Source organism: Aeromonas sp. XH (assembly GCF_033348475.1).
GTDB lineage: Bacteria > Pseudomonadota > Gammaproteobacteria > Enterobacterales > Aeromonadaceae > Aeromonas > Aeromonas sanarellii.
Genome location: NZ_CP137630.1, coordinates 174605 through 193715 on the forward strand (window position 1 = coordinate 174605; position 19111 = coordinate 193715).

At 66.7% G+C, this 19111-nt stretch carries 15 protein-coding genes; 1 reads left to right on the top strand and 14 read right to left on the bottom strand.

Annotated elements, in window-relative coordinates; translation table 11 throughout:
• Window positions 1-37 precede the first annotated feature (37 nt).
• From cysG to R2B70_RS00840, 10 genes are all read right to left on the bottom strand, one after another.
• Window positions 38-1438, bottom strand: a complete 1401-nt coding sequence (gene cysG / locus R2B70_RS00790; protein WP_318162400.1) for a siroheme synthase CysG — start codon at window positions 1436-1438, stop codon at window positions 38-40.
• Between the two features lie 12 nt (window positions 1439-1450).
• Window positions 1451-2263 (bottom strand): nitrite transporter NirC, encoded by an 813-nt coding sequence (gene nirC / locus R2B70_RS00795; protein ID WP_318162401.1) that lies wholly within the window; start codon window positions 2261-2263, stop codon window positions 1451-1453.
• 138 nt (window positions 2264-2401) lie between these two features.
• The gene (nirD, locus tag R2B70_RS00800; protein WP_318162402.1) at window positions 2402-2719 is read right to left on the bottom strand and encodes a nitrite reductase small subunit NirD; all 318 of its coding nucleotides are present in this window, start codon (window positions 2717-2719) and stop codon (window positions 2402-2404) included.
• 106 nt (window positions 2720-2825) lie between these two features.
• A complete protein-coding gene (nirB, locus tag R2B70_RS00810; RefSeq protein WP_318162403.1) occupies window positions 2826-5372 on the bottom strand; it encodes a nitrite reductase large subunit NirB in 2547 nt (848 codons plus the stop codon).
• Window positions 5373-5678: 306 nt separating this feature from the next.
• Complete coding sequence (locus R2B70_RS00815; RefSeq protein ID WP_318162404.1) at window positions 5679-6767, bottom strand: ABC transporter permease; 1089 nt, start codon at window positions 6765-6767, stop codon at window positions 5679-5681.
• Window positions 6768-6769: 2 nt separating this feature from the next.
• Window positions 6770-7885, bottom strand: a complete 1116-nt coding sequence (locus R2B70_RS00820) for an ABC transporter permease (protein ID WP_318162405.1) — start codon at window positions 7883-7885, stop codon at window positions 6770-6772.
• Complete coding sequence (locus tag R2B70_RS00825; RefSeq protein ID WP_318162406.1) at window positions 7882-9621, bottom strand: ATP-binding cassette domain-containing protein; 1740 nt, start codon at window positions 9619-9621, stop codon at window positions 7882-7884. Before R2B70_RS00825 ends, R2B70_RS00820 begins: the two co-directional genes overlap by 4 nt.
• Window positions 9618-10586, bottom strand: coding sequence for a secretion protein HlyD (gene hlyD / locus R2B70_RS00830; protein WP_318162407.1), 969 nt, complete (start codon window positions 10584-10586; stop codon window positions 9618-9620). The genes R2B70_RS00825 and hlyD overlap by 4 nt, the downstream gene beginning before the upstream one ends.
• A complete protein-coding gene (locus R2B70_RS00835; protein WP_318162408.1) occupies window positions 10583-11215 on the bottom strand; it encodes a TetR/AcrR family transcriptional regulator in 633 nt (210 codons plus the stop codon). Before R2B70_RS00835 ends, hlyD begins: the two co-directional genes overlap by 4 nt.
• Window positions 11216-11472: 257 nt before the next feature.
• On the bottom strand, window positions 11473-12396 hold the full coding sequence (locus tag R2B70_RS00840) for a LysR family transcriptional regulator (RefSeq protein ID WP_216991766.1): 924 nt from the start codon (window positions 12394-12396) through the stop codon (window positions 11473-11475).
• A 164-nt stretch (window positions 12397-12560) separates the two neighbouring features.
• Between R2B70_RS00840 and R2B70_RS00845 the strand changes: the two genes are divergently transcribed.
• Window positions 12561-13955: an MFS transporter gene (locus R2B70_RS00845; RefSeq protein WP_318162409.1), complete on the top strand. Its 1395-nt coding sequence runs from the start codon at window positions 12561-12563 to the stop codon at window positions 13953-13955.
• 220 nt (window positions 13956-14175) lie between these two features.
• Here R2B70_RS00845 and hslU read toward each other — a convergent pair whose 3' ends face one another.
• From hslU to argS, 4 genes are all read right to left on the bottom strand, one after another.
• Window positions 14176-15504: an HslU--HslV peptidase ATPase subunit gene (gene hslU, locus R2B70_RS00850; protein ID WP_042078733.1), complete on the bottom strand. Its 1329-nt coding sequence runs from the start codon at window positions 15502-15504 to the stop codon at window positions 14176-14178.
• A gap of 53 nt (window positions 15505-15557) precedes the next feature.
• Window positions 15558-16091: an ATP-dependent protease subunit HslV gene (gene hslV, locus R2B70_RS00855; RefSeq protein ID WP_042078734.1), complete on the bottom strand. Its 534-nt coding sequence runs from the start codon at window positions 16089-16091 to the stop codon at window positions 15558-15560.
• Window positions 16092-16278: 187 nt separating this feature from the next.
• The gene (locus R2B70_RS00860) at window positions 16279-17127 is read right to left on the bottom strand and encodes an SPOR domain-containing protein (protein ID WP_318162410.1); all 849 of its coding nucleotides are present in this window, start codon (window positions 17125-17127) and stop codon (window positions 16279-16281) included.
• 3 nt (window positions 17128-17130) lie between these two features.
• A complete protein-coding gene (gene argS / locus R2B70_RS00865) occupies window positions 17131-18876 on the bottom strand; it encodes an arginine--tRNA ligase (RefSeq protein ID WP_318162411.1) in 1746 nt (581 codons plus the stop codon).
• Window positions 18877-19111: the final 235 nt, after the last annotated feature.

Below are 19111 nucleotides of genomic sequence, written 5' to 3' on the forward strand. Positions count from 1 at the left end.
CGGATCCCCTCAGCCGGGATCCGGTGACGAAAAAGGCTCAGGCGAGGGCTCGCTGAACCTGTGGTGCTTCGCCAAACCAGGCAAGCTGGTCGGCCAGTGTGACGACGGATCCCACCATGATCAGGGCCGGACTCTCGACCCCCACTGCCAGCTCGGGCAGCTGATCGAGGGTGCCGCGAATGACCCGCTGGCTTGGCTGGGTGCCGCGCTCAATCAGCGCCACCGGGGTGTCGCCCGCCTTGCCGTGGGCCAGCAGCTGATCGCGGATTACCCCGCAGGATGAAAGCCCCATATAGAAGACCAGCGTTTGCCGATCTTTGGCCAGCAGCGGCCAGTCGAGATCCCGGGCCCCACCCTTGCCGTGGGCGGTGACGAAGCGCACGCTCTGGGCGTGATCCCGGTGGGTCAGCGGAATGCCGGCGTAGGCCGCACAGCCGCTGGCCGCGGTGATCCCCGGCACCACCTGAAAACCGATGCCGCTGCCGACCAGCGTCTCCAGCTCCTCGCCGCCACGGCCGAAGATAAAGGGGTCGCCTCCCTTCAACCGCACCACCCGCTGGCCCTTCTTCGCCTCCTCCAGCAACAGCTGGTTGATCCCCTCCTGGGGCACGCAGTGGTTGCCCGCCTGCTTGCCGACGAAGATGCGCTTGGCATCCCGGCGCACCAGCGCCATCACCTCGTCCGAGACCAGCCGGTCATAGACCACCACGTCCGCCTGCTGCATCTGGCGCAGGGCGTGCAGGGTGAGCAGGCCCGGATCGCCGGGGCCTGCCCCCACCAGTACCACCTCGCCAACACTCTGGCTCTCGTCGGCAAACAGGCTGTCGGCCAGCCGATTGGCAGAGGCGCTATCCCCCCGTGCCAGCGCCTGCCCGAGCCGGTCCGCCCCGAGCAGCCGCTCCCAGAAGCGGCGCCGCTCCCCCATGGTGGCGAAGCGCGCCTTGACCCGATCCCGCAGGCTGCCGGCGAAGGCGGTGACGGCGCCCAGATGCTGGGGCAGCAGTGCTTCCAGTTTTTCCCGCAGCAGCCGGGCCAGCACCGGGGCCTTGCCGCCGGAGGAGATGGCCACCATCAGCGGCGAGCGGTCGATGATCGACGGCATGATGAAGCTGGAGCGTTTCGGGTCGTCCACCACGTTGGCAAAGATCCGCACCCGGTTGGCGCACTGGTAAACCAGTGCATTCACCTCGCGCCGATCGGTGGCGGCCACCACCAGCCACTTGCCCGTCAGTTGTGCCGGCGCGAATTCACCGGCCAGCCACTCGATGCTCCCGTTGGCAGCCAGTTCCGCCAGCTCGGGGTCGAGCTCGGGCGCGACTACTGTGAGCTGGGCACCGGCATCCAGCAGCAGGCGCGCCTTGCGCTGTGCTACCTCGCCGCCGCCGACCAGCAGCACGGGTTTGTTGTCGAGTCGGCAAAAGATGGGCAAGTAGTCCATGGGGCCTCCTGATCAGGCGGTTTGGGTCTGGCTGGCAGTGGTGGTGGCATCGCTCACCGCGACCGGGCGCTCAGCCTTGGGGGTGGCATACCAGTAGCCGAGGCCCATGAAGAGGGCGCCGGAGACGGTGTTGCCCAGGGTCACCCACAGCAGGTTGTGGCCGATGCCGCCCAGGGTGTAGGCCTCGGAATGGGCACCGAACCAGGAGAGGGCGAACAGGGTCATGTTGGCGACCGAGTGCTCGTAGCCGGAGGCGATGAAGGCCAGCAGGCACCACCAGATGGCGATGAAGCGGGCGGCCCCTTCGGTGCGCAGCGCCATCCAGATGGCGAGGCAGACCAGCCAGTTGCACAGCAAGCCCTTCATGAACAGGGTCAGCGCCGGTGCCTGGGTCTTGGCCAGCGCCACCTTGTGGGCCAGGCTGCCTGCGTCCGGCAGCAGGCTGCCGCCGTAGGAGTAGATGAGCGCCACCACGACGGAGCCAATCAGGTTGCCGGCCCAGGTCTGCGGCAGGATGCGCAGCAGATCCCCCATGGCGATCTTGCCCGTCTTCACCCCGAAGGTGAGGAACATGGTGTGGCCGGTGAACAGCTCGGAGCCGGCGATGATCACCAGGGTCAGGGCGATGCCGAAGGTGGCCCCCATCACCAGCGGACGCACGCTGGGATCCACCAGGTTGCCCAGGGTGAAGATGAGTATGATGCCGAGGCCCACATAGGCCCCCGCCATGGCGGAGCTGAGCCAGAAGCCGAGCTTGTCGCTGCGCTCGAAGCGGTTGATGCGGGCCGCGTTGGCGGCGCACTTGTTGATGGTTTCGGTATACATCTTTGGTTCCTTCAAGAGGGCCGCCTGCGGGCAGCCCTGACTGTTTTTTGAACCCCCTCCCAGCCTCCCCCTTGTCAAGGGGGAGGGGCTTTTTGCTCCCTCCCCTTGCGAAGGGGAGGGCCGGGGTGGGGTCTGCTGTTAGACGGCGACCCAGACCTGCTGGTCACGCACTTCGACGGGGTAGCCCTGCACCGACATGGCTGCATTTTCGAGGCAGTGGCCGTCGCTCAGACGGAAGTGCTGCTTCTTGAGCGGACTGGCGACCCAGAGCTCGCCCTCGTGTTCGCAGATGATGCCCCGCGACAGTACGTTGGCGGCGAAGAAGGGGTCCCGATTGTCGATGGCGAACACCTCGGCCGCCGCGCTCGGGCGGAACAGGGCGATCTGACGACCTTCCAGCAGAGCACAGACGCCGGTGCCAGGGAGTATGTCGTTCAGTTGGCAGGCGAATTTCATGATTGAACCTCCACATCGAGCGAAACAGGCATATTCTGGCGACCCTCGATCAGGGCACAGACGCCGGTGCCAGGGAATATGTCATTGAGTTGGCATGCGAGTTTCATCACTTTGCCTCCATGTCGATCTGGTAGACGGGGATGCGCTCGGCCGGGGTAGCCGGTCTGTGCTGGTCGCGCTCGGCGACGAACTGAACGTCCGGATCGCGCTTGCCGCTGTTGATGAAGTGGCTGAAGCGCTTGAGTTGCTCCTCTTCATTCAGGGTGCGGGACCACTCGCACTCGTAGCTGTCGATCAGCACCTGGATGTCGTGCTCCAGGGTGGCATTCAGTCCCAGCTTGTCGTCGACGATCACCTCGCGCAGGTAGTCGACGCCCCCTTCCAGGTTGCCGAGCCAGACCGAGGTCCGTTGCAGTTTGTCGGCGCTGGTGACGTAGAACATCATAAAGCGGTCGATCAGCTTGATCAGGCTCTCGCGGTCCAGATCGGAGGCGAGCAGGTCGGCGTGGCGCGGCTTCATGCCGCCGTTGCCGCCCACATAGAGGTTCCAGCCCGCGTCCGTGGCGATGATGCCGACGTCCTTGCCCTGCGCTTCCGCGCATTCGCGGGTACAGCCGGAGACACCGAACTTCATCTTGTGCGGGGTGCGGATGCCCTTGTAGCGGTTCTCGAGGAAGACCCCGAGGCCGACGCTGTCCTGCACGCCGAAGCGGCACCAGGTGCTGCCGACGCAGGTCTTGGCCATGCGCAGCGCCTTGGCGTAGGCCTGACCGGTCTCGAAGCCGGCCGCCAGCAACTTGCGCCAGATGGCGGGCAGATCGTCTTTCTGGGCACCGAACAGGCCGATGCGCTGGGCACCGGTGATCTTGGTGTAGAGCTTGTAGTCGCGGGCCACTTCGGCCACCGCCAGCAGCCCTTCCGGGGTCACCTCGCCGCCGGCCATGCGCGGGATGACGGAGTAGGTGCCGTCCTTCTGCATGTTGCCGAGGAAGATGTCGTTGGTGTCCTGCAGCTGGGTGTTGAGCGGGCTCAGCACATAGTCGTTCCAGCAGGAGGCGAGGATGGAGCCGACGGTCGGTTTGCACACCTCGCAGCCATGGCCGTGACCGTGCCTGGCCAGCAGCTCGTCGAAGCTCTTGATCCCCTCCACCTTGACCAGGTGGAACAGCTCCTGACGGGAGTAGGGGAAGTGGCCGCAGAGATGGTTGTTGACCTCGATGCCCTGCTTCACCAGCTCGGCGTTGAGCACCTGACTGATGAGCGGCACGCAGCCGCCGCAGCCGGTACCGGCCTTGGTGTGCTGCTTGATGGCGGCCAGGGTGGTGTGACCCTCGGCGACGGCCTGGGCGATGTCGCCCTTGGAGACGTCGAAGCAGGAGCAGATCTGGGCGCTCTCCGGCAGGGCATCCACCCCCAGCGTCGGCTTGGCACCGGCGTAGGCCGGCAGGATCAGGGTGTCCGGGTGGCTCGGCAGGGGCAGGGCATTGAGCATCATCTGCAGCAGGTTGCCGTAATCTTCCACGTCACCGACCAGCACGGCGCCGAGCAATCGGCTGTTGTCTTCGCTCACCACGATCTTCTTGTAGACGCCGGCCTGGTCGTCCTGGAACACATAGCTGTGGCTGCCCGGGGTGCGGCCGTGGGCATCGCCGATGGAGCCGACGGAGACGCCGAGCAGCTTGAGCTTGGCGCTCATGTCCGCCCCCTCGAAGCGGCTGTTGCCGCCGAGCAGATGGTCGACGGTGATCTGGGCCATCTTGTAGCCCGGCGCCACCAGCCCGAAGAAGCGGCCCTGCCAGGCGGCGCACTCGCCGATGGCGTAGATGTCGGGGTCGGAGGTGAGGCAGTGATCGTCGATGACGATGCCGCCGCGCTCGGCGATGGCCAGATCGCCGTAACGGCCCAGGGTATCCTGCGGGCGGATGCCGGTGGAGAAGACCACCACGTCCACTTCCAGCTGACTGCCGTCGGCGAAGGCGAGGCGGTGTTTCGCCTGCTCACCGCCGTGCATCAGGATCTCGCTGGTGCTCTTGCTGGTGTGCACCTGCACACCCATGGATTCAATCTTGCGGCGCAGCAGCTGGCCGCCCTGACCGTCGAGCTGCTCGGCCATCAGCACAGGAGCAAACTCCACCACGTGGGTCTCGAGGCCCAGCGCCTTGAGGGCGCCGGCGGCTTCCAGGCCAAGCAGGCCGCCCCCGATCACCACCCCGCTCTTGCCGCTCTTGGCGGCGCTGCGGATGGCTTTCAGATCCTCGATGGTGCGATAGACGAAGCACTCGTGGTGCTGGCTGCCCTGGATGGGCGGCACCCAGGGGTAGGAGCCGGTGGCCAGCACCAGCTTGTCGTACTCGACCACTGTGCCCTTGTTGGAGAGCACTTCGCGGTTGGCCCTGTCGATTTTTTTCACCGCTTCGCCGAGCAGCAGGCGGATGCCGTGCTTGTCGTAGAAACCGGGTTTGACGAGGGAGAGATCTTCGCTGGTGTGATGGGAGAAGTAGGAGGAGAGATGGACGCGATCGTAGGCGGGACGGGGTTCTGCACCGAAGACGGTGATCTCGTAGCGGCCCGGGTCGGCCCGCTCGATCAGCTCTTCGATGAAGCGGTGCCCCACCATGCCGTTGCCCACAACGACCAGTCTGACTTTGCTCATAGTTGCCTCAAGTTTGGAGTAATAAAACATCATTCTGAGGCAAGGCTACCCAGTCGGAGGGGGCGGCCAATTGATGCAAATCAAGTGTCTATTTATATATCTCCTCAGGGGTAATTCGAGAAAATTCAACACTATACAAAAATAGGTATACCAGTTAATGATTTCTGGGCTGGCTCGGGGTGAGGGATGGTGGAGGGAAAGCCTGGTTTACCAACTGCCGGGGAGTGAAAACTTATGTCGGAAAAAGGCCGGTCTCGCACTGGGCGAGACCGGTATCAATGGGCATCAGCTGAACAAGGTGGCGCGTCAGGCAATATGGCGACGGAACAGGGCGAGCGCGAGGGACAGGCTGATGCCGCCGATGGCGATCAGGGGCCAGAGCAGGGGCCAGGCGGCCGACCAGCCCAGCCCCTTCAGGAAGACCCCCTTGAGCAGCACGATGAAGTGGGTGAGGGGGTCGATGGCGGCCAGCCACTGGAACAGGGCCGGCATGTTCTCCACCGGCGAGACATAGCCAGAGAGGATCACCGCCGGCACCATGAAGCAGAAGACCCCGAGAAACGCCTGCTGCTGGGTGGTGCAGAGGGAGGAGATGAAGAGACCGATCCCGGCGAGCGCCAGGCCGTAGCAGACCATGCCGGCCAGCAGCAGGGTCAGGCTGCCGGAAAAGGGCACCTGATAGACGAAGCGGGCAGCCAGCGCGACTATGGTGCCCTGTCCCACCGCCACTAGGATGCCGGGCACCGCCTTGCCCGCCATGATCCAGCCCGGGGTGAGGGGGGAGACCAGCAGCTGGTCGAAGGTGCCCTCCTCCCGCTCCCGCGCCACCGAGAGTGCGGTGACGATGAGGCAGCCTATGGTGGTGATGATGGCCACCAGGGAGGGGAGCACGTGCCAACGAAACTCGATGTTGGGGTTGTAGAGGTGGCGCACCGGCAGCTCGGGGGCGCCGCGCCCCTCGCTCTGCCAGCGGGCGATCACCTGGTTGATGTAGCCCGCCGCCACCTGGCCGCCGTTGGAGCGACGCCCATCGATGACAAGCTGCAGCGGGGCTGTGTCGCCGCGGGCCAGCCGGTGGGAGAAGTCGGGGGGGATGATCAGCCCGAGCAGCGCCTGCTGCCCGGTGACGGCCTCGGTCATGCCCGCCTCGCCTTGCACCGGAATGATGGTGGTGAAGGCGGGCATATGGGTGAGGCGCTCGATCAGCTCGCGGCTCTCGGCGCCGCCGTCCTGGTTGTAGACGGCCAGCATGTTGCCGGTCACCTCCAGGGTGGCGGCGAAGGGGAAGAGGGCGGTCTGCAGCAGCACCGGCATGATCAGCAGGAAGCGCCCCTGGGTGTTACCCAGCAGGATGGCGAGCTCTTTTCGCACCAGCCACCAGAGTCGAGTCAGCATGCTTACTCCAGGGTGCGCCGCGTCTTGCGGGCGGTGAGGATGAGCCAGAAGAGCGCCAGCAGCAGCAGGCTGAGGGCGTTGACCAGCAGGATCGACAGCACGTTGCCCGCCTGATAGAGGGTCTGCAACGAGCTGGCAAAGTAGCGGGCCGGAATGAGGTGAGTGATGGCCCGAAGCCAAGGCGGCATGCTGGCGATCTCGAACACGAAGCCCGAGAGCATCATGGCCGGCAGGAAGGCCGCCGTCAGGGCCGCCTGGGCGGCGTTGAACTGGCTGCGCATCAGGGTGGAGAGAAACAGCCCCAGCCCCAGGGCGCTGCCGAGAAACAGGCTGGTGACCAAGAACAGGACGACCAGGGAGCCGCGCCAGGGTACCCCCATCACCACCACGGAGAAGAGCAGGCAGATGAGCATGGCGGCGATGCCGAGCCCGTAATAGGGCAAGAGCTTGGAGAGCAGCAGCTCGGTCCTGGTCACCGGGGTGGCGAGCAGGGCCTCCATGGTGCCGCGCTCCCACTCCCTGGCAACCACCATGGAGGTGAGCAGGGCGCCTATGATGGTCATCACCACGGCGATGGAGCCCGGCACCAAGAAGTTGCGGCTCACCAGCGCCGGATTGAACCAGGCCCGGGTGCGCAGCTCCACCGGCTGGCTCTGGGGCTTGCCCTCACCGAGAAGCCAGCCTTGCCAGATCCCCTGCACGTAGTTGGTGACGAAGTTCGCCGTGTTGGGCTCGGTGCCGTCGGTGAGCAGGACGATGGACGCAGCCCCCCCTCCCTGGCCGGCCAGGGCGCGGGAGAAGCCCTCGTCGATCACCAGCAGCCCCCGGATCTTGCCGTGCTCAAGGCTCCCCAGCAGTGCCTCCTTGCTCGGGCCACCCTGCACCTCCAGGGCGGTGGAGCCGCGCAGAGCCTGCTCTAAGCGGATCGCCGGCGCCCCGCCGTCGGCACGCCAGACCCCGAGGCGCAGGTGGTCCACGTCCAGGTTGATGGCGTACCCCATCACCACCAGCAGCACCACCGGCATGATGAAGGCGACCAGTATGCTGCTCGGGTCGCGCACTATCTGCAGCGACTCCTTGCGGCAGAGGGCCAGCAGGCGGCGACGGCTGATGCTCATGGGGTTTCCTCGTCGGCCCGCTCGACCAAAGTGATAAAGGCCTCTTCCATGGTTGGCAAGGCGGTGCTTGTGTCCTTGGCGGCCAGCCCCTTGAGCTCGTCCGGGGTGCCGAGGGCCAGCAGCTTGCCGCGGTAGATGAGGGCGATGCGGTCGCAATACTCCGCCTCGTCCATGAAGTGGGTGGTGACCAGCACGGTCACCCCGTGATCGGCCAGGGCGTTGATGTGGGACCAGAACTCGCGCCGGGTGACAGGGTCGACCCCGGAGGTGGGCTCGTCGAGAAACAGCAGCGGCGGCGCGTGCAGCAGGGCGCAGGCCAGCGATAAGCGCTGGCGCAGCCCCAGCGGCAGGGACTCCGCCTTCTGATCGAGCCAGGGGGCGAGGGCGAAGGCCGTCACCATGGCGTCGATGCGTGCCTGCTGGGCACGACCGAACAGGCCGTAGATGCCGGCGAAGAAGGCGAGGTTCTGGGCCACGGTGAGCTGCTTGTAGAGGGAGAACTTCTGGGCCATGTAGCCGAGGTGCTGGCGCGCCGCCGAGGGGCTGCGGGCCAGATCGATGCCGGTCACCAGGGCCTGGCCACCGCTTGGGCGCAGCAGGCCGCACTCCATCTTGAAGGTGGTGGACTTGCCGGCGCCGTTGGGGCCGAGCAGGCCGAAGATCTCGCCCCGGCGCACCGCGAAGCTGACGTCGTCGGTGGCCGCGAAGTCGCCGAAACGCTTGGTGAGGTGGCGCGCCTCGATCACCGCTTCGGGGGAGACCCCTGCCGGCAGCGCGGCCTCGCGCATCCCGGCCGCCAGGCTCGACTCTCCGCCGGGGCCGCCGCCGAGCAGGTCGATGAAGGCGTCCTCCAGTCGGGCCGGGGTCGGTACGAAGGCCCCCTCAGAGAGCCCCAGCTCCGCCAGCGAGGGGGTTGCCACGCCGGCGTGCAGCAGCAGGCGCACCCGCTCTCCGGCCACGGCGCCATCCATCACGGCAGGATGGGCCAGCGCCCGGCGCAGCAGGGCGCGCCGCTCCCGGCCATCCAGCTGACCCGCCTCCAGCAGCCAGCAGCGGTGCGCCATGGCCCCCATGAGTTCCGCCGGGGTGCCGCTGGTGCGCAGCTCGCCGTCCGCCATCAGCAGCACGTGATCGCAGAGCTCAGCTTCATCGAGATAGGCGGTGCTCCAGAGCACCGTCATGCCTCCCTGGGCGAGCTCGCGCACCATCTTCCACAGGGCGCGGCGGGAGATGGGGTCGACCCCGACCCCGGGCTCGTCCAGCAGCAGCACATCCGGGGTGCCGAGCAGGGCGCAGGCCAGCCCGAGTTTCTGCTTCATGCCCCCCGAGAGCTTGCCCGCCGGCCTGGCGGTGAAGCGGGCGAGATCGGTGAAGGCGAGCAGCCGGGCAAACGTCGTGCTGCGCTCGGGCTCCACCACGCCGCGCAGGTCGGCGTAGAGGGCGAGGTTCTCCAGCACGCTGAGATCTTCATAGAGGCCGAACTGCTGGGGCATGTAGCCGAGGCGCTGGCGCAAGGCATCGCCTTCCTGCACCGGATCCAGCCCCAGCACCCGGCTCTGCCCCGCCTCCGGCACCAGCAGGCCGGCGAGCAGGCGCAGCAGGGTGCTCTTGCCCGCCCCGTCCGGTCCCACCAGGCCCGTGATGCCGCCGCTCGGTATGGTGGCCGAGACGGCATCCAGCGCCACGCGCTCGCCAAAGCGCTTGGTCAACCCCTCGAGCCGGATGGCGGCGCTCATGGGGCCAGCCTGACGGTGACCGGCATCCCCTGGCGCAGGGCCGGGTCGGGATCCTGCACCACGATGCGCAGCCGGTAGACCAGATGGGTGCGAAGATCCGGCGTCTCCACCGATTTCGGGGTGAACTCGGCGGTGGGCGAGACAAAGCCCACCACCCCCTGATAGGGCTTGTCCGGCCGCGAGTCGGTGGTGAGCTGCACCCTGGCGCCGCTCGGGAAGTGGCCAAGCCAGGGCTCTTCCACATAGGCGCGCACCCAGACCGGCGCGGTCAGGGAGAGGTTGAAGGCGGTGGCCCCCGCCTGCACCAGGGTGCCTGGCTCGATGGCGCGGGTCAGAATGATGCCGTCGCTCGGGGCGGTCAGCACGGCGTCGGCGAGCGCCAGCTCGGCGCTGGCCAGCGCCGCCTTGGCGCCGTCCAGTTGGGCGTCGGACTGGGCGATCTCCTCGGGGCGATAGCCGGTTTCGAGCTGGGCGAGCTGCTCGCGGGCGGCGCGCACCCTGGCCTGGGTCTGATCCCGCTGGGAGCGTGCGCTGTCGAGCTGGCCGCGGGAGATGGCACCGGTGGCCGCCAGGGCGCTCTGGCGGCGCCACTGCTTGTCGGCCTCCAGCGCGGCGGCCTCGGCGGCCGCCAGCTCGGCCCGGGCACGGTCCGTCTCCTCGCTGCGATACCCCTTGTGCATCAAGGCGTTGGCGGCACTAATCGCGACCAGATTGGCGCGGGCACTGTCGCGGCTGTGGGTGAGGGGCGCCGGATCCAGGCGTGCCAGTGGCTGGCCGGCTTTCACCCCGTCCCCCTCATCCACCAGCACCCGTTCGACGCGCCCCCCGACCCGAAAGGCCAGATTGACGTCGCGGATGTCGACGTTGCCGTAGAGGATGGAGCCGTCGGCGGGCCGCCCCTGCCACCAGAGGTAGCCGCCGATCAGGGCCAGTAGGAGGGCCACCAGCGCAATGCGTTGTTTCATACCCGTTCTCCTTCGGTGGGGCGCAGGCCACGCAGGGCCCACGCCAGCCGCTGCCGGGCAGCCTCGGGGTTGTCGATCTGGGCGAGGAAGGGCGCGGCTTCCCTGGGCAGCCAGCCGAGTTGGCGCCCGCCACCGGCGATCACCAGGGGCAGGCCCACGGAACCCATGATGAAGATCATCAGCTGCAAGGGGTTGGCCGCCACCAGGGATCCTTCCGCCTGCGCTTTTTGCACCTGTTCGAGCAGCAGCAGGGGGTGGCGGCGCGGCAGGCTCAGCAGAAAGCGCTGGGCCGCGTTCTCGCCGGCCAGAGCATCACCAAACAGGTGGTTGATGAAGCCACGCTGGCGGGCCACCAGGGTGATCAGCGCCTGCATGGTGGCCTCGAAGGTTGCCAGGGCAGAGGGGTAGGCGCCGCGGGCCGCCACCGCCTTGAGCTCGTCGTAGAGGGGGGCGTACCAGAGCTCCACCAGCTCGTCGATATAGGCATCGCGGTTGCCGAAGTGATAGACGAAGGTGCCGAGATTGACCTCGGCCGCCGTCGCCAGCTCGCGCACCGTGAGGCCGCGCAGCCCCTTGTCGGTGGCGATGGCAAGGCCGGTATCGAGCAGTTTCTGACGGGTCGGGTGCATCCTGCGATCGCTCCTGGTGTACAAACTTTGCACGTAATTATACGTGCGTATAAAAATAGCGGAAGCGGGTGACGGGATTTTTTTCAGCAGTGTGATCCGCGAGCGCTATGGGAGGTCGGCGATCGCCGTCCGATAAGAAGGAAGAGGGGGCTCACCGATCCAGGCCGCGCAGCCGGCGCTATGGGGTATCGGCGATCTCGGTCCGATAAGAAGGAGGGCGGGCTCAGGTCTCTCCGATTCAGGCCGCGCTGCCGGTGTTATGGCGTGTCGGCGACCCTTGTTCGATAAGGCGGACGGGCGCAGGTCTCGCGTATCAAGGTGCGCAGCCAGCGGTGGGCTGGGTCCGCATCCTGGCTGGGGTGCCAGAGCAGGGCGACCCGGATCCCGGGCAGCGAGAAGGGCAGGGGCAGGGTGACCAGGTCGCCGAGCAGGCTGGCGCAGTGCAATCTGGGCACGGTCGCCACCAGATCGCTGCCGCGCACCAGGGCCAGCGCCGTGGCAAAACCGGGCACCAGGGTCGCAATGGTCCGCGTCAGTCCCTGCGTGGCGAGCACCTCGTCGACGGGGCCGTGGAGTTGACCCCGGCGGGACACCAGTACGTGGCGAGCGGCGGCATAGCGGGCCGCGGTCAGGGGGCCGTCGCAGAGCGGGTGATCCGGGCGTACCACGGCGACGAAGTGGTCCTGAAACAGGGCCTGGGTACGCAGCTCGGGCGCCGTCTGTGCGCCTATCACCCCGGTCTCGAAGTCCAGCTCGCCGCGGCGCAAGGGGCCGCTCTCCTTGTCGGGCTTGGCCAGAAAATGGAGTCGCACTCCGGGGGCCTCGGCAGCGAGGCGGGCCAGCAGGGCGGGACCGACCGCCTCCACGAAGCCGTCGCTGGATCTCAGGCGAAAGGTGCGCACCAGGCTCGCCGGATCCACCGCTTGCTGGGGACGCAGCACGCTTCGGGCCTCCTGCACCAGCCGGCCGACTCGTTCGCCCAACTCCCGCGCCCTGGGGGTCGGTACCAGGCCACGGCCGGCCCGCACCAGCAGGGGATCCCCCGTGGTCTCCCGCAGCCTGGCCAGGGCCCGGCTCATGGCGGAGGGGCTCAGGGAGAGGCGTCTGGCGGCGCCGGCCACGCTGCCTTCCTCCAGCAGGGCCTCCAGGGTGAGCAGCAGGTTGAGATCGGGTGTGGTCATGGTCTTGCCCTCGCAGCCGGTACTTCTGAGTCTTCCCATCATACGCGAGCTGCGGCTCTTTGATATGGCGTCTGGTGCAGCTATACGCTGCAAGCCGTGCGTCTTCCGCCTTGTCAGCGTGCCCACTAGCCTTGTCGGCATCATCACTTGCCGGAGATACTGCCATGTCCACAAAGCCTCTCGTTTCCCCTCCCGTGACGCACCGCCTGGGGCTCGCGGGGCTCGGGCTCGCCACCCTGCTGCCCATGCTGGCGGGGAGCATGGCCAACCTGGTGCTGCCTGCCCTGGGGCCGGTATTTGCGGTGCCCTTTGCCAGCCTGCAGTGGGTGCTGGTGGCCTATCTGCTGGGGATCACCTGCCTGACGGTGGTGGCAGGTCGGCTCGGCGATCGTCTCGGCCGCCGTCGCCTGCTGCTCTGGGGCTCCGGGGTGTTCGTGCTGGCCTCCCTGCTGTGCGCCCTGGCGCCCTCCATCGGCTGGCTGATCGCGGCCCGTGTACTGCAAGGGGCGGGAGCGGCCTGCATGCTGGTGCTCTCGCTGGCCATGGTGGGGCAGCTGGTGCCGCCGACCCGGCGCGGCTGGGGCATGGGGTTGCTCGGCACCCTGTCGGCCTGCGGCACGGCGCTCGGCCCCTCGTTTGGCGGTCTGCTGATCGACGGATTTGGCTGGCAGGCCCCCTTCCTGCTGCTGCTCCCCCTCGGGCTGCTGGCGTCAGGGTGTCTCTGGGGCGGTCTGCCGCCGGATGACGGGCATCCGTCCCGGGACGGGCTCCCTCTCCCCGGCCTGCTGGCGCTGGTGGTTGCGCTGCTCTGCTACGGGCTGGCGCTGACGTGGGGTAGCCTGGCCGGGATCTGGCCTGGGCTGGGGGCCCTGTTGGCGACCACGCTGTTTGTGCGCCTCGAGGCGCGCTCCCACGCGCCCCTGTTGCCGCCTGGGCTGCCGGGGGATGCCGGGCGGCGCAACGGCATCGTCGCCAGCGCCCTGGTGGCCAGCGTCATGGTGGTGACCCTGCTCATCGGCCCCTTCTACCTGCACGGGGTCTTCGCCCTCGACATGGGCACCGTGGGCCTAATGATCTCGGGCGGCCCCCTGCTGGCGGCGCTGTCCGGCATGCCCGCCGGCTGGCTGGTGGACAGGGTCGGCGCGACCTTTGTGGTGCGGCTGGGGCTGCTGCTCATGCTGGGGGCCGTGACCTGTCTCGTCCTCCCGGGATCGGCCCTCGGCCCCCTCGGCTACCTGCTGCCCATCCTGCTGCTGACCGCCGGCTACGCCCTGTTCCAGACCGCCAACAACAGCGCCGTGGTGGGTGGTGTGGATGAGCGGAGCAGGGGGGCCGTGGCCGGCCTGCTGACCCTGTCGCGCAATCTGGGCCAGCTGACGGGGGCGGCGGGGCTGGGTGCCCTGTTCGCCACCCTGGTGGGGCGGCCCGATCTCGCCACGGCCGCGGCGGACGAACTGGTGTTTGCCACCCGGGTCACCTTTGCCCTGACGGCCTTGCTGCTGGTGACGGCGATCGGGCTGGCCGGTGCCTGGCACCGCGAGAGGTTGACCACGGCCTGAGCCCGGAGCCACGAAAGAAAACGCCTCCACTGGGGAGGCGTTGTTGTCTCTGGCACGCAAAGATTCAGGACTCTCGTCTTCGCTCAACCCGTGACAGGGTGAAGCAGCTCGGATCCTCGTCTTCGCTCAACACGTGACAGGGTGAAACAGCTCGGATCCTCGTCTTCGCTCAACCCGTGACAGGATGAAACAGCTCGGATCCTCGCCTTCGCTCAACCTGTTACAGGATAAAGCGGCTCAGGTCCTCGTCTTCAATCAGCTTGCCGAGGTGGGCGTTGACGTAGTCGGTGTCGATGACGAAGGTCGCGCCGGACTGCTCGGAGGCATCGAAGGATATGTCCTCCATCAGGCGCTCCATCACGGTGTGCAGACGGCGGGCACCTATGTTCTCGGTGCGCTCGTTGACCTGCCAGGCCGCCTCGGCCAGACGGCGGATGCCGTCCTGGGTGAACTCGATCTTGACCCCTTCGGTGGCCATCAGCGCCTGGTACTGATCGGTCAGGGAGGCGTTCGGCTCGGTCAGGATGCGCTCGAAGTCTTCGGTGGTCAGCGCTGTCAGCTCGACCCGGATCGGCAGGCGCCCCTGCAGCTCGGGGATGAGGTCGGACGGCTTGGCGATCTGGAAGGCGCCGGAGGCGACGAACAGGATGTGGTCTGTCTTGACCATGCCATGCTTGGTGTTGACGGTGCAGCCCTCGACCAGGGGCAGCAGGTCGCGCTGAACCCCTTCACGGGAAACGTCCGGGCCCGAACTCTCGCCGCGCTTGCAGATCTTGTCGATCTCGTCGAGGAAGACGATGCCGTTGTTCTCGACGGAGGCGATGGCCTTCTGCTTGAGCTCTTCCGGGTTGACCAGGCGGGCTGCTTCCTCTTCGATCAGCGCCTTCATGGCCTCCTTGACCTTGACCTTGCGCTTCTTCTTCTGGCCCTGGCCCAGGTTCTGGAACAGCCCCTGCAGCTGGTTCGCCATCTCTTCCATGCCCGGCGGGGTCATGATCTCGACGCCCATGGGGGTGGCGGCCAGATCCAGCTCGATCTCCTTGTCATCCAGCTGGCCTTCCCGCAGCTTCTTGCGGAAGATCTGGCGGGTGTTGGAGTTGTCGGCTTTCTCCTCCTCGCCCCAGCTGTTGCGCGGGTTTGGCAGCAGGGCGTCGAGGATGCGCTCCTCGGCGGCCTCCTCGGCGCGGTATTTCATCTTCTCCATCTCGGTCTCGCGCACCAGCTTGATGGCGACGTCGGTCAGATCGCGGATGATGCTGTCCACTTCCTTGCCCACATAGCCCACCTCGGTGAACTTGGTCGCCTCCACCTTGATGAAGGGGGCGTTGGCCAGCTTGGCCAGGCGGCGGGCGATCTCGGTCTTGCCGACGCCGGTCGGGCCTATCATCAGGATGTTCTTCGGGGTCACCTCGTGGCGCATCTCCTCATTGAGTTGCATCCGGCGCCAGCGGTTGCGCAGGGCGACGGCGACCGCGCGTTTGGCATCGGCCTGACCAATGATGTGCCTGTCCAGCTCGTGGACGATTTCTCTCGGGGTCATCTCGGACATGATGGGATTCCTGTGTCGGGGGCGGCCTGGCCGCCCCTAAGAAGAGGGGGCGCTTACTTGGCGCTGTAGTCCAGCACTTCCACTGTGTGATGCTGGTTGGTGAACACGCAGATGTCGCCCGCGATCTTGAGGGCCTTCTCGACGATGCTCTTGGCGTCGAGGTCCGTGTTCTCCAGCAGGGCGATGGCGGCGGACTGGGCGAAGTTGCCGCCGCTGCCGATGGCGATGAGATCGTGCTCCGGCTGCACCACGTCACCGTTGCCGGTGATGATGAAGGACTTGTGCTCGTCCGCGACCGCCAGCAGGGCCTCGAGGCGGCGCAGGGCGCGGTCGGTGCGCCAGTCCTTGGCCAGCGCCACGGCGGCGCGCTCCAGGTTGCCCTGGTGGGCCTGCAGCTTGGCTTCGAAGCGTTCGAGCAGGGTGAAGGCGTCGGCGGTGCCGCCGGCGAAACCTGCCAGCACCTTGCCGTTGTAGAGGCGATGAACCTTGCGGGCATTGCCCTTCATGACGGTGTTGCCAAGGGAGACCTGGCCATCGCCACCGATGACGACCTGACCGTTGCGGCGAACTGAAACTATGGTAGTCACTTCATTTACCTCGCTTGAGCCGAATGACGGCCTGACTGTGCATGGCAACAAAGATGGGGATGGCCAACCGGCTTTTCAAGCCTGTTCAGTGACCGGATCGGGGGAGGGACGAGGGGGGCTCAGGAAGGGGGTCGAAAGAAACAGGGCCGGGTGTTGTTCACCCGGCCCTGTGCCTGGCAAGCGGCGATCACCCCTTCTTGGGGATGCAGCCGCTGATGCCGGAGCCCTGCAGCTTGCGGTTGGCCGCGTCGGCCGCCGCCTTGCCGTTGAAGGGGCCCACCATCACCTTGTAGACGGCGCCACCGGCCCCGTTGACCACCTGCAGGCTGGAGGAGAGGCCGGCGGTGAAGGCGATGCGCGCCTTGAGCGACTCCGCGGAGTCCTGGGAGCGCAGGGCGGCGCACTGCATCATGTAGCGACCGCCGTCGGCGGCCGCCGTTTGCGTGCTCTGGGTCGCCGCCTTGGCCCTGGCGGCCTCGGCCCGTTCCCGCTCCAGTTCGGCGCGGATCTCCCGCTCCATCCGCTCACGCTCGGCCTTCTGGTCGATCACCTGCTCCCGGGCGCTGGCGACCGGGGCGCCGGTGGCCGGCTTGGGCGGCTGCACCGGCTGCGGCTGGTAGGGCTTGGCCTGGCCGATGGGGGTCCCCGGCTGGGGGATCTCGGTCGGCACGGGTTGCGGCAGCTTCTCCGGCTGCAGGGTCAGGGTCTCGGCGGGCGGCGGCGGCAGCACGCCCGGCTGGGGCGGCGGCTCGATGACGTCCACCTGCTTGTTCTCCAGCCGCTCGATGTAGCTCCACTTCTCCTGGGGCAGGCCATTGCCCTGCGCCTTGGGCTTGTTGGCCTTCACCTGCTCCTCGATGGTGGGGGCGTCGGCCCCCTTGCCGTTGATGAGGTAGAGGAAGGCGCCGAAGCCGACCACCAGGGCCCCGGCCAGCAGTGCCGGGATAACAGGAAAGCGGCGAGGCGCCGCTTTCTTGATGTTACGGCCACCCGCCCGTCGTCTCGGGCTGTTGCCGACGTAATCCCGGGTCGCCATCTATTACATGCGCTCCAGGGTGTGGATGCCCAGCACGCCCAGGCCCAGCTTGAGCACCTTGGCAGTGGCGGCACACAGCAGCAGACGGCTCTGGCGGGTCGCCTCGTCCACGCCGTCCTTGTTGATCGGGCAGGCTTCGTAGAAGGTCATAAAGTTGCCAGACAATTCATAGAGATATGTGCACAGAAGGTGCGGCATCCCCTTGTCAGCCACGCCGTTGACCGCGTCGGAGAACTGGATCAGCTTCTGGGCCAGGGTCTCTTCCGCCTCTTCGGCCAGGACAACCTTGCCGCTCAGGCTATCGGCATCGACGCCGGCCTTGCGGAAGATGGACTGGATCCGGGTGTAGGCGTACTGCAGGTAGGGGGCCGTGTTGCCTTCAAAGGAGAGCATCAGATCCCAGTCGAAGATGTAGTCCGTGGTGCGGTTCTTGGAGAGATCCGCATACTTGACCGCGCCCATGGCGATGGCGTGGACCACCTCGGCCTTCTCTTCGGCGGAGAGGTCGCTGTTGCGGCTCTCCAGCAGGGCGCTCGCGCGCTCTTCCGCCTCGTTCAGCAGGTCGACCAGCTTGACGGTGCCGCCGGAGCGGGTCTTGTAGGGGCGGCCATCCTTGCCCAGCATCATGCCGAAGGCGTGGTGCTCGAGGGGCACGGACTCCGGCACATAGCCCGCCTTGCGGGTGATGGTCCAGGCCTGCATCAGGTGCTGGTGCTGACGGGAGTCGATGAAGTACATCACCCGGTCGGCGCCCAGGGTCTCGTAACGGTACTTGGCACAGGCGATGTCGGTGGTGGTGTAGAGGAAGCCGCCGTCGCTCTTCTGGATGATGACCCCCATGGGCTCGCCATCCTTGTTCTTGAATTCGTCCAGGAAGACGACGGTGGCGCCTTCGCTCTCGACCGCGAGGCCCTTGGCCTTCAGGTCGGCGACGATCTGGGGCAGCATGTCGTTGTACATGGACTCGCCCATGATGTCCTTGTTGGTCAGGGAGACGTTCAGGCGGTCGTAGTTGCGCTGGTTCTGCTCCATGGTCATGTCGACCAGCTTCTTCCACATGGTGCGGCAGTACTCATCGCCACCCTGCAGCTTGACCACGTAGTTGCGCGCGCGCTCGGCGAAGGCTTCGTCTTCGTCGTAGTGACGCTTGGCCTGGGTGTAGAAGGCCTCCAGATCGCGCAGTTCCATGTCGGAGGCGTGCTCGTTGGCCATCTTCTCCAGGTAGGCGATCAGCATGCCGAACTGGGTGCCCCAGTCGCCGATGTGGTTGGCGCGGATCACCTTGTGGCCGAGGAACTCCAGGGCGCGGGCGGCCACGTCACCGAGCACGGTGGAACGGATGTGGTGCACCGCCATCTCCTTGGCCACGTTGGGGGCGGAGTAGTCCACCACCACGGTCTGCGGCGCGGGCAGGCGCACGTTGGCGTTGGCGCTGGTCACCATGGCTTCCACCTGGCCGGCCAGCCAGCTCGTGTCGAAGAAGAAGTTGATGAAGCCGGGGCCGGCGATCTCGACCTTGGCGATCAGATCGGAGGCGGGCAGGTGCTCGATGATGGCGGCGGCCAGCTCGCGGGGATTCTTGCGGGCCGGTTTGGCCAGCAGCATGGCCAGGTTGGTGGCCAGGTCGCCGTGAGCCTTCTCCTTGCATCGGTCTACTTGCACGCGGGCTTCCAGGTCCGCCGGCAGGACGCCCACAGACTTGAGATTGGCTACCGTTTGTTCAAGTAGATGATGAATATGCTCTTTCATAACTGACCACCGAGGTTGCGCGTCGAAAAATGACTGACTGGATAAGGGCGTGAATTTTACCCGCATCGGGCCGAGAAAACTATAGGAACGGCCCGTACCCGTGGGTGCGACGGATATTTCACTGCGTTTTCCACCACATGGCAGGATATTGATTTGAATAAGTGGTGGTTATCCATTTCTACTGCATATCGAAGCGGCTTGTCCAGGCTATTTTCCCCTGATTATTGCGGGGCTA

Excerpts from the sequence above, each read along its gene's own strand:
- argS (WP_318162411.1), bottom strand. The coding sequence starts at position 18,876 with ATGAAAGAGCATATTCATCATCTACTTGAACAAACGGTAGCCAATCTC.
- R2B70_RS00825 (WP_318162406.1), bottom strand. The coding sequence starts at position 9,621 with ATGAGCGCCGCCATCCGGCTCGAGGGGTTGACCAAGCGCTTTGGCGAG.
- R2B70_RS00840 (WP_216991766.1), bottom strand. The coding sequence starts at position 12,396 with ATGACCACACCCGATCTCAACCTGCTGCTCACCCTGGAGGCCCTGCTG.
- nirD (WP_318162402.1), bottom strand. The coding sequence starts at position 2,719 with ATGAAATTCGCCTGCCAACTGAACGACATACTCCCTGGCACCGGCGTC.
- nirC (WP_318162401.1), bottom strand. The coding sequence starts at position 2,263 with ATGTATACCGAAACCATCAACAAGTGCGCCGCCAACGCGGCCCGCATC.
- cysG (WP_318162400.1), bottom strand. The coding sequence starts at position 1,438 with ATGGACTACTTGCCCATCTTTTGCCGACTCGACAACAAACCCGTGCTG.
- hslU (WP_042078733.1), bottom strand. The coding sequence starts at position 15,504 with ATGTCCGAGATGACCCCGAGAGAAATCGTCCACGAGCTGGACAGGCAC.
- R2B70_RS00820 (WP_318162405.1), bottom strand. The coding sequence starts at position 7,885 with ATGAGCATCAGCCGTCGCCGCCTGCTGGCCCTCTGCCGCAAGGAGTCG.
- R2B70_RS00835 (WP_318162408.1), bottom strand. The coding sequence starts at position 11,215 with ATGCACCCGACCCGTCAGAAACTGCTCGATACCGGCCTTGCCATCGCC.
- hlyD (WP_318162407.1), bottom strand. The coding sequence starts at position 10,586 with ATGAAACAACGCATTGCGCTGGTGGCCCTCCTACTGGCCCTGATCGGC.
- R2B70_RS00815 (WP_318162404.1), bottom strand. The coding sequence starts at position 6,767 with ATGCTGACTCGACTCTGGTGGCTGGTGCGAAAAGAGCTCGCCATCCTG.
- nirB (WP_318162403.1), bottom strand. The coding sequence starts at position 5,372 with ATGAGCAAAGTCAGACTGGTCGTTGTGGGCAACGGCATGGTGGGGCAC.
- R2B70_RS00845 (WP_318162409.1), top strand. The coding sequence starts at position 12,561 with ATGTCCACAAAGCCTCTCGTTTCCCCTCCCGTGACGCACCGCCTGGGG.
- R2B70_RS00860 (WP_318162410.1), bottom strand. The coding sequence starts at position 17,127 with ATGGCGACCCGGGATTACGTCGGCAACAGCCCGAGACGACGGGCGGGT.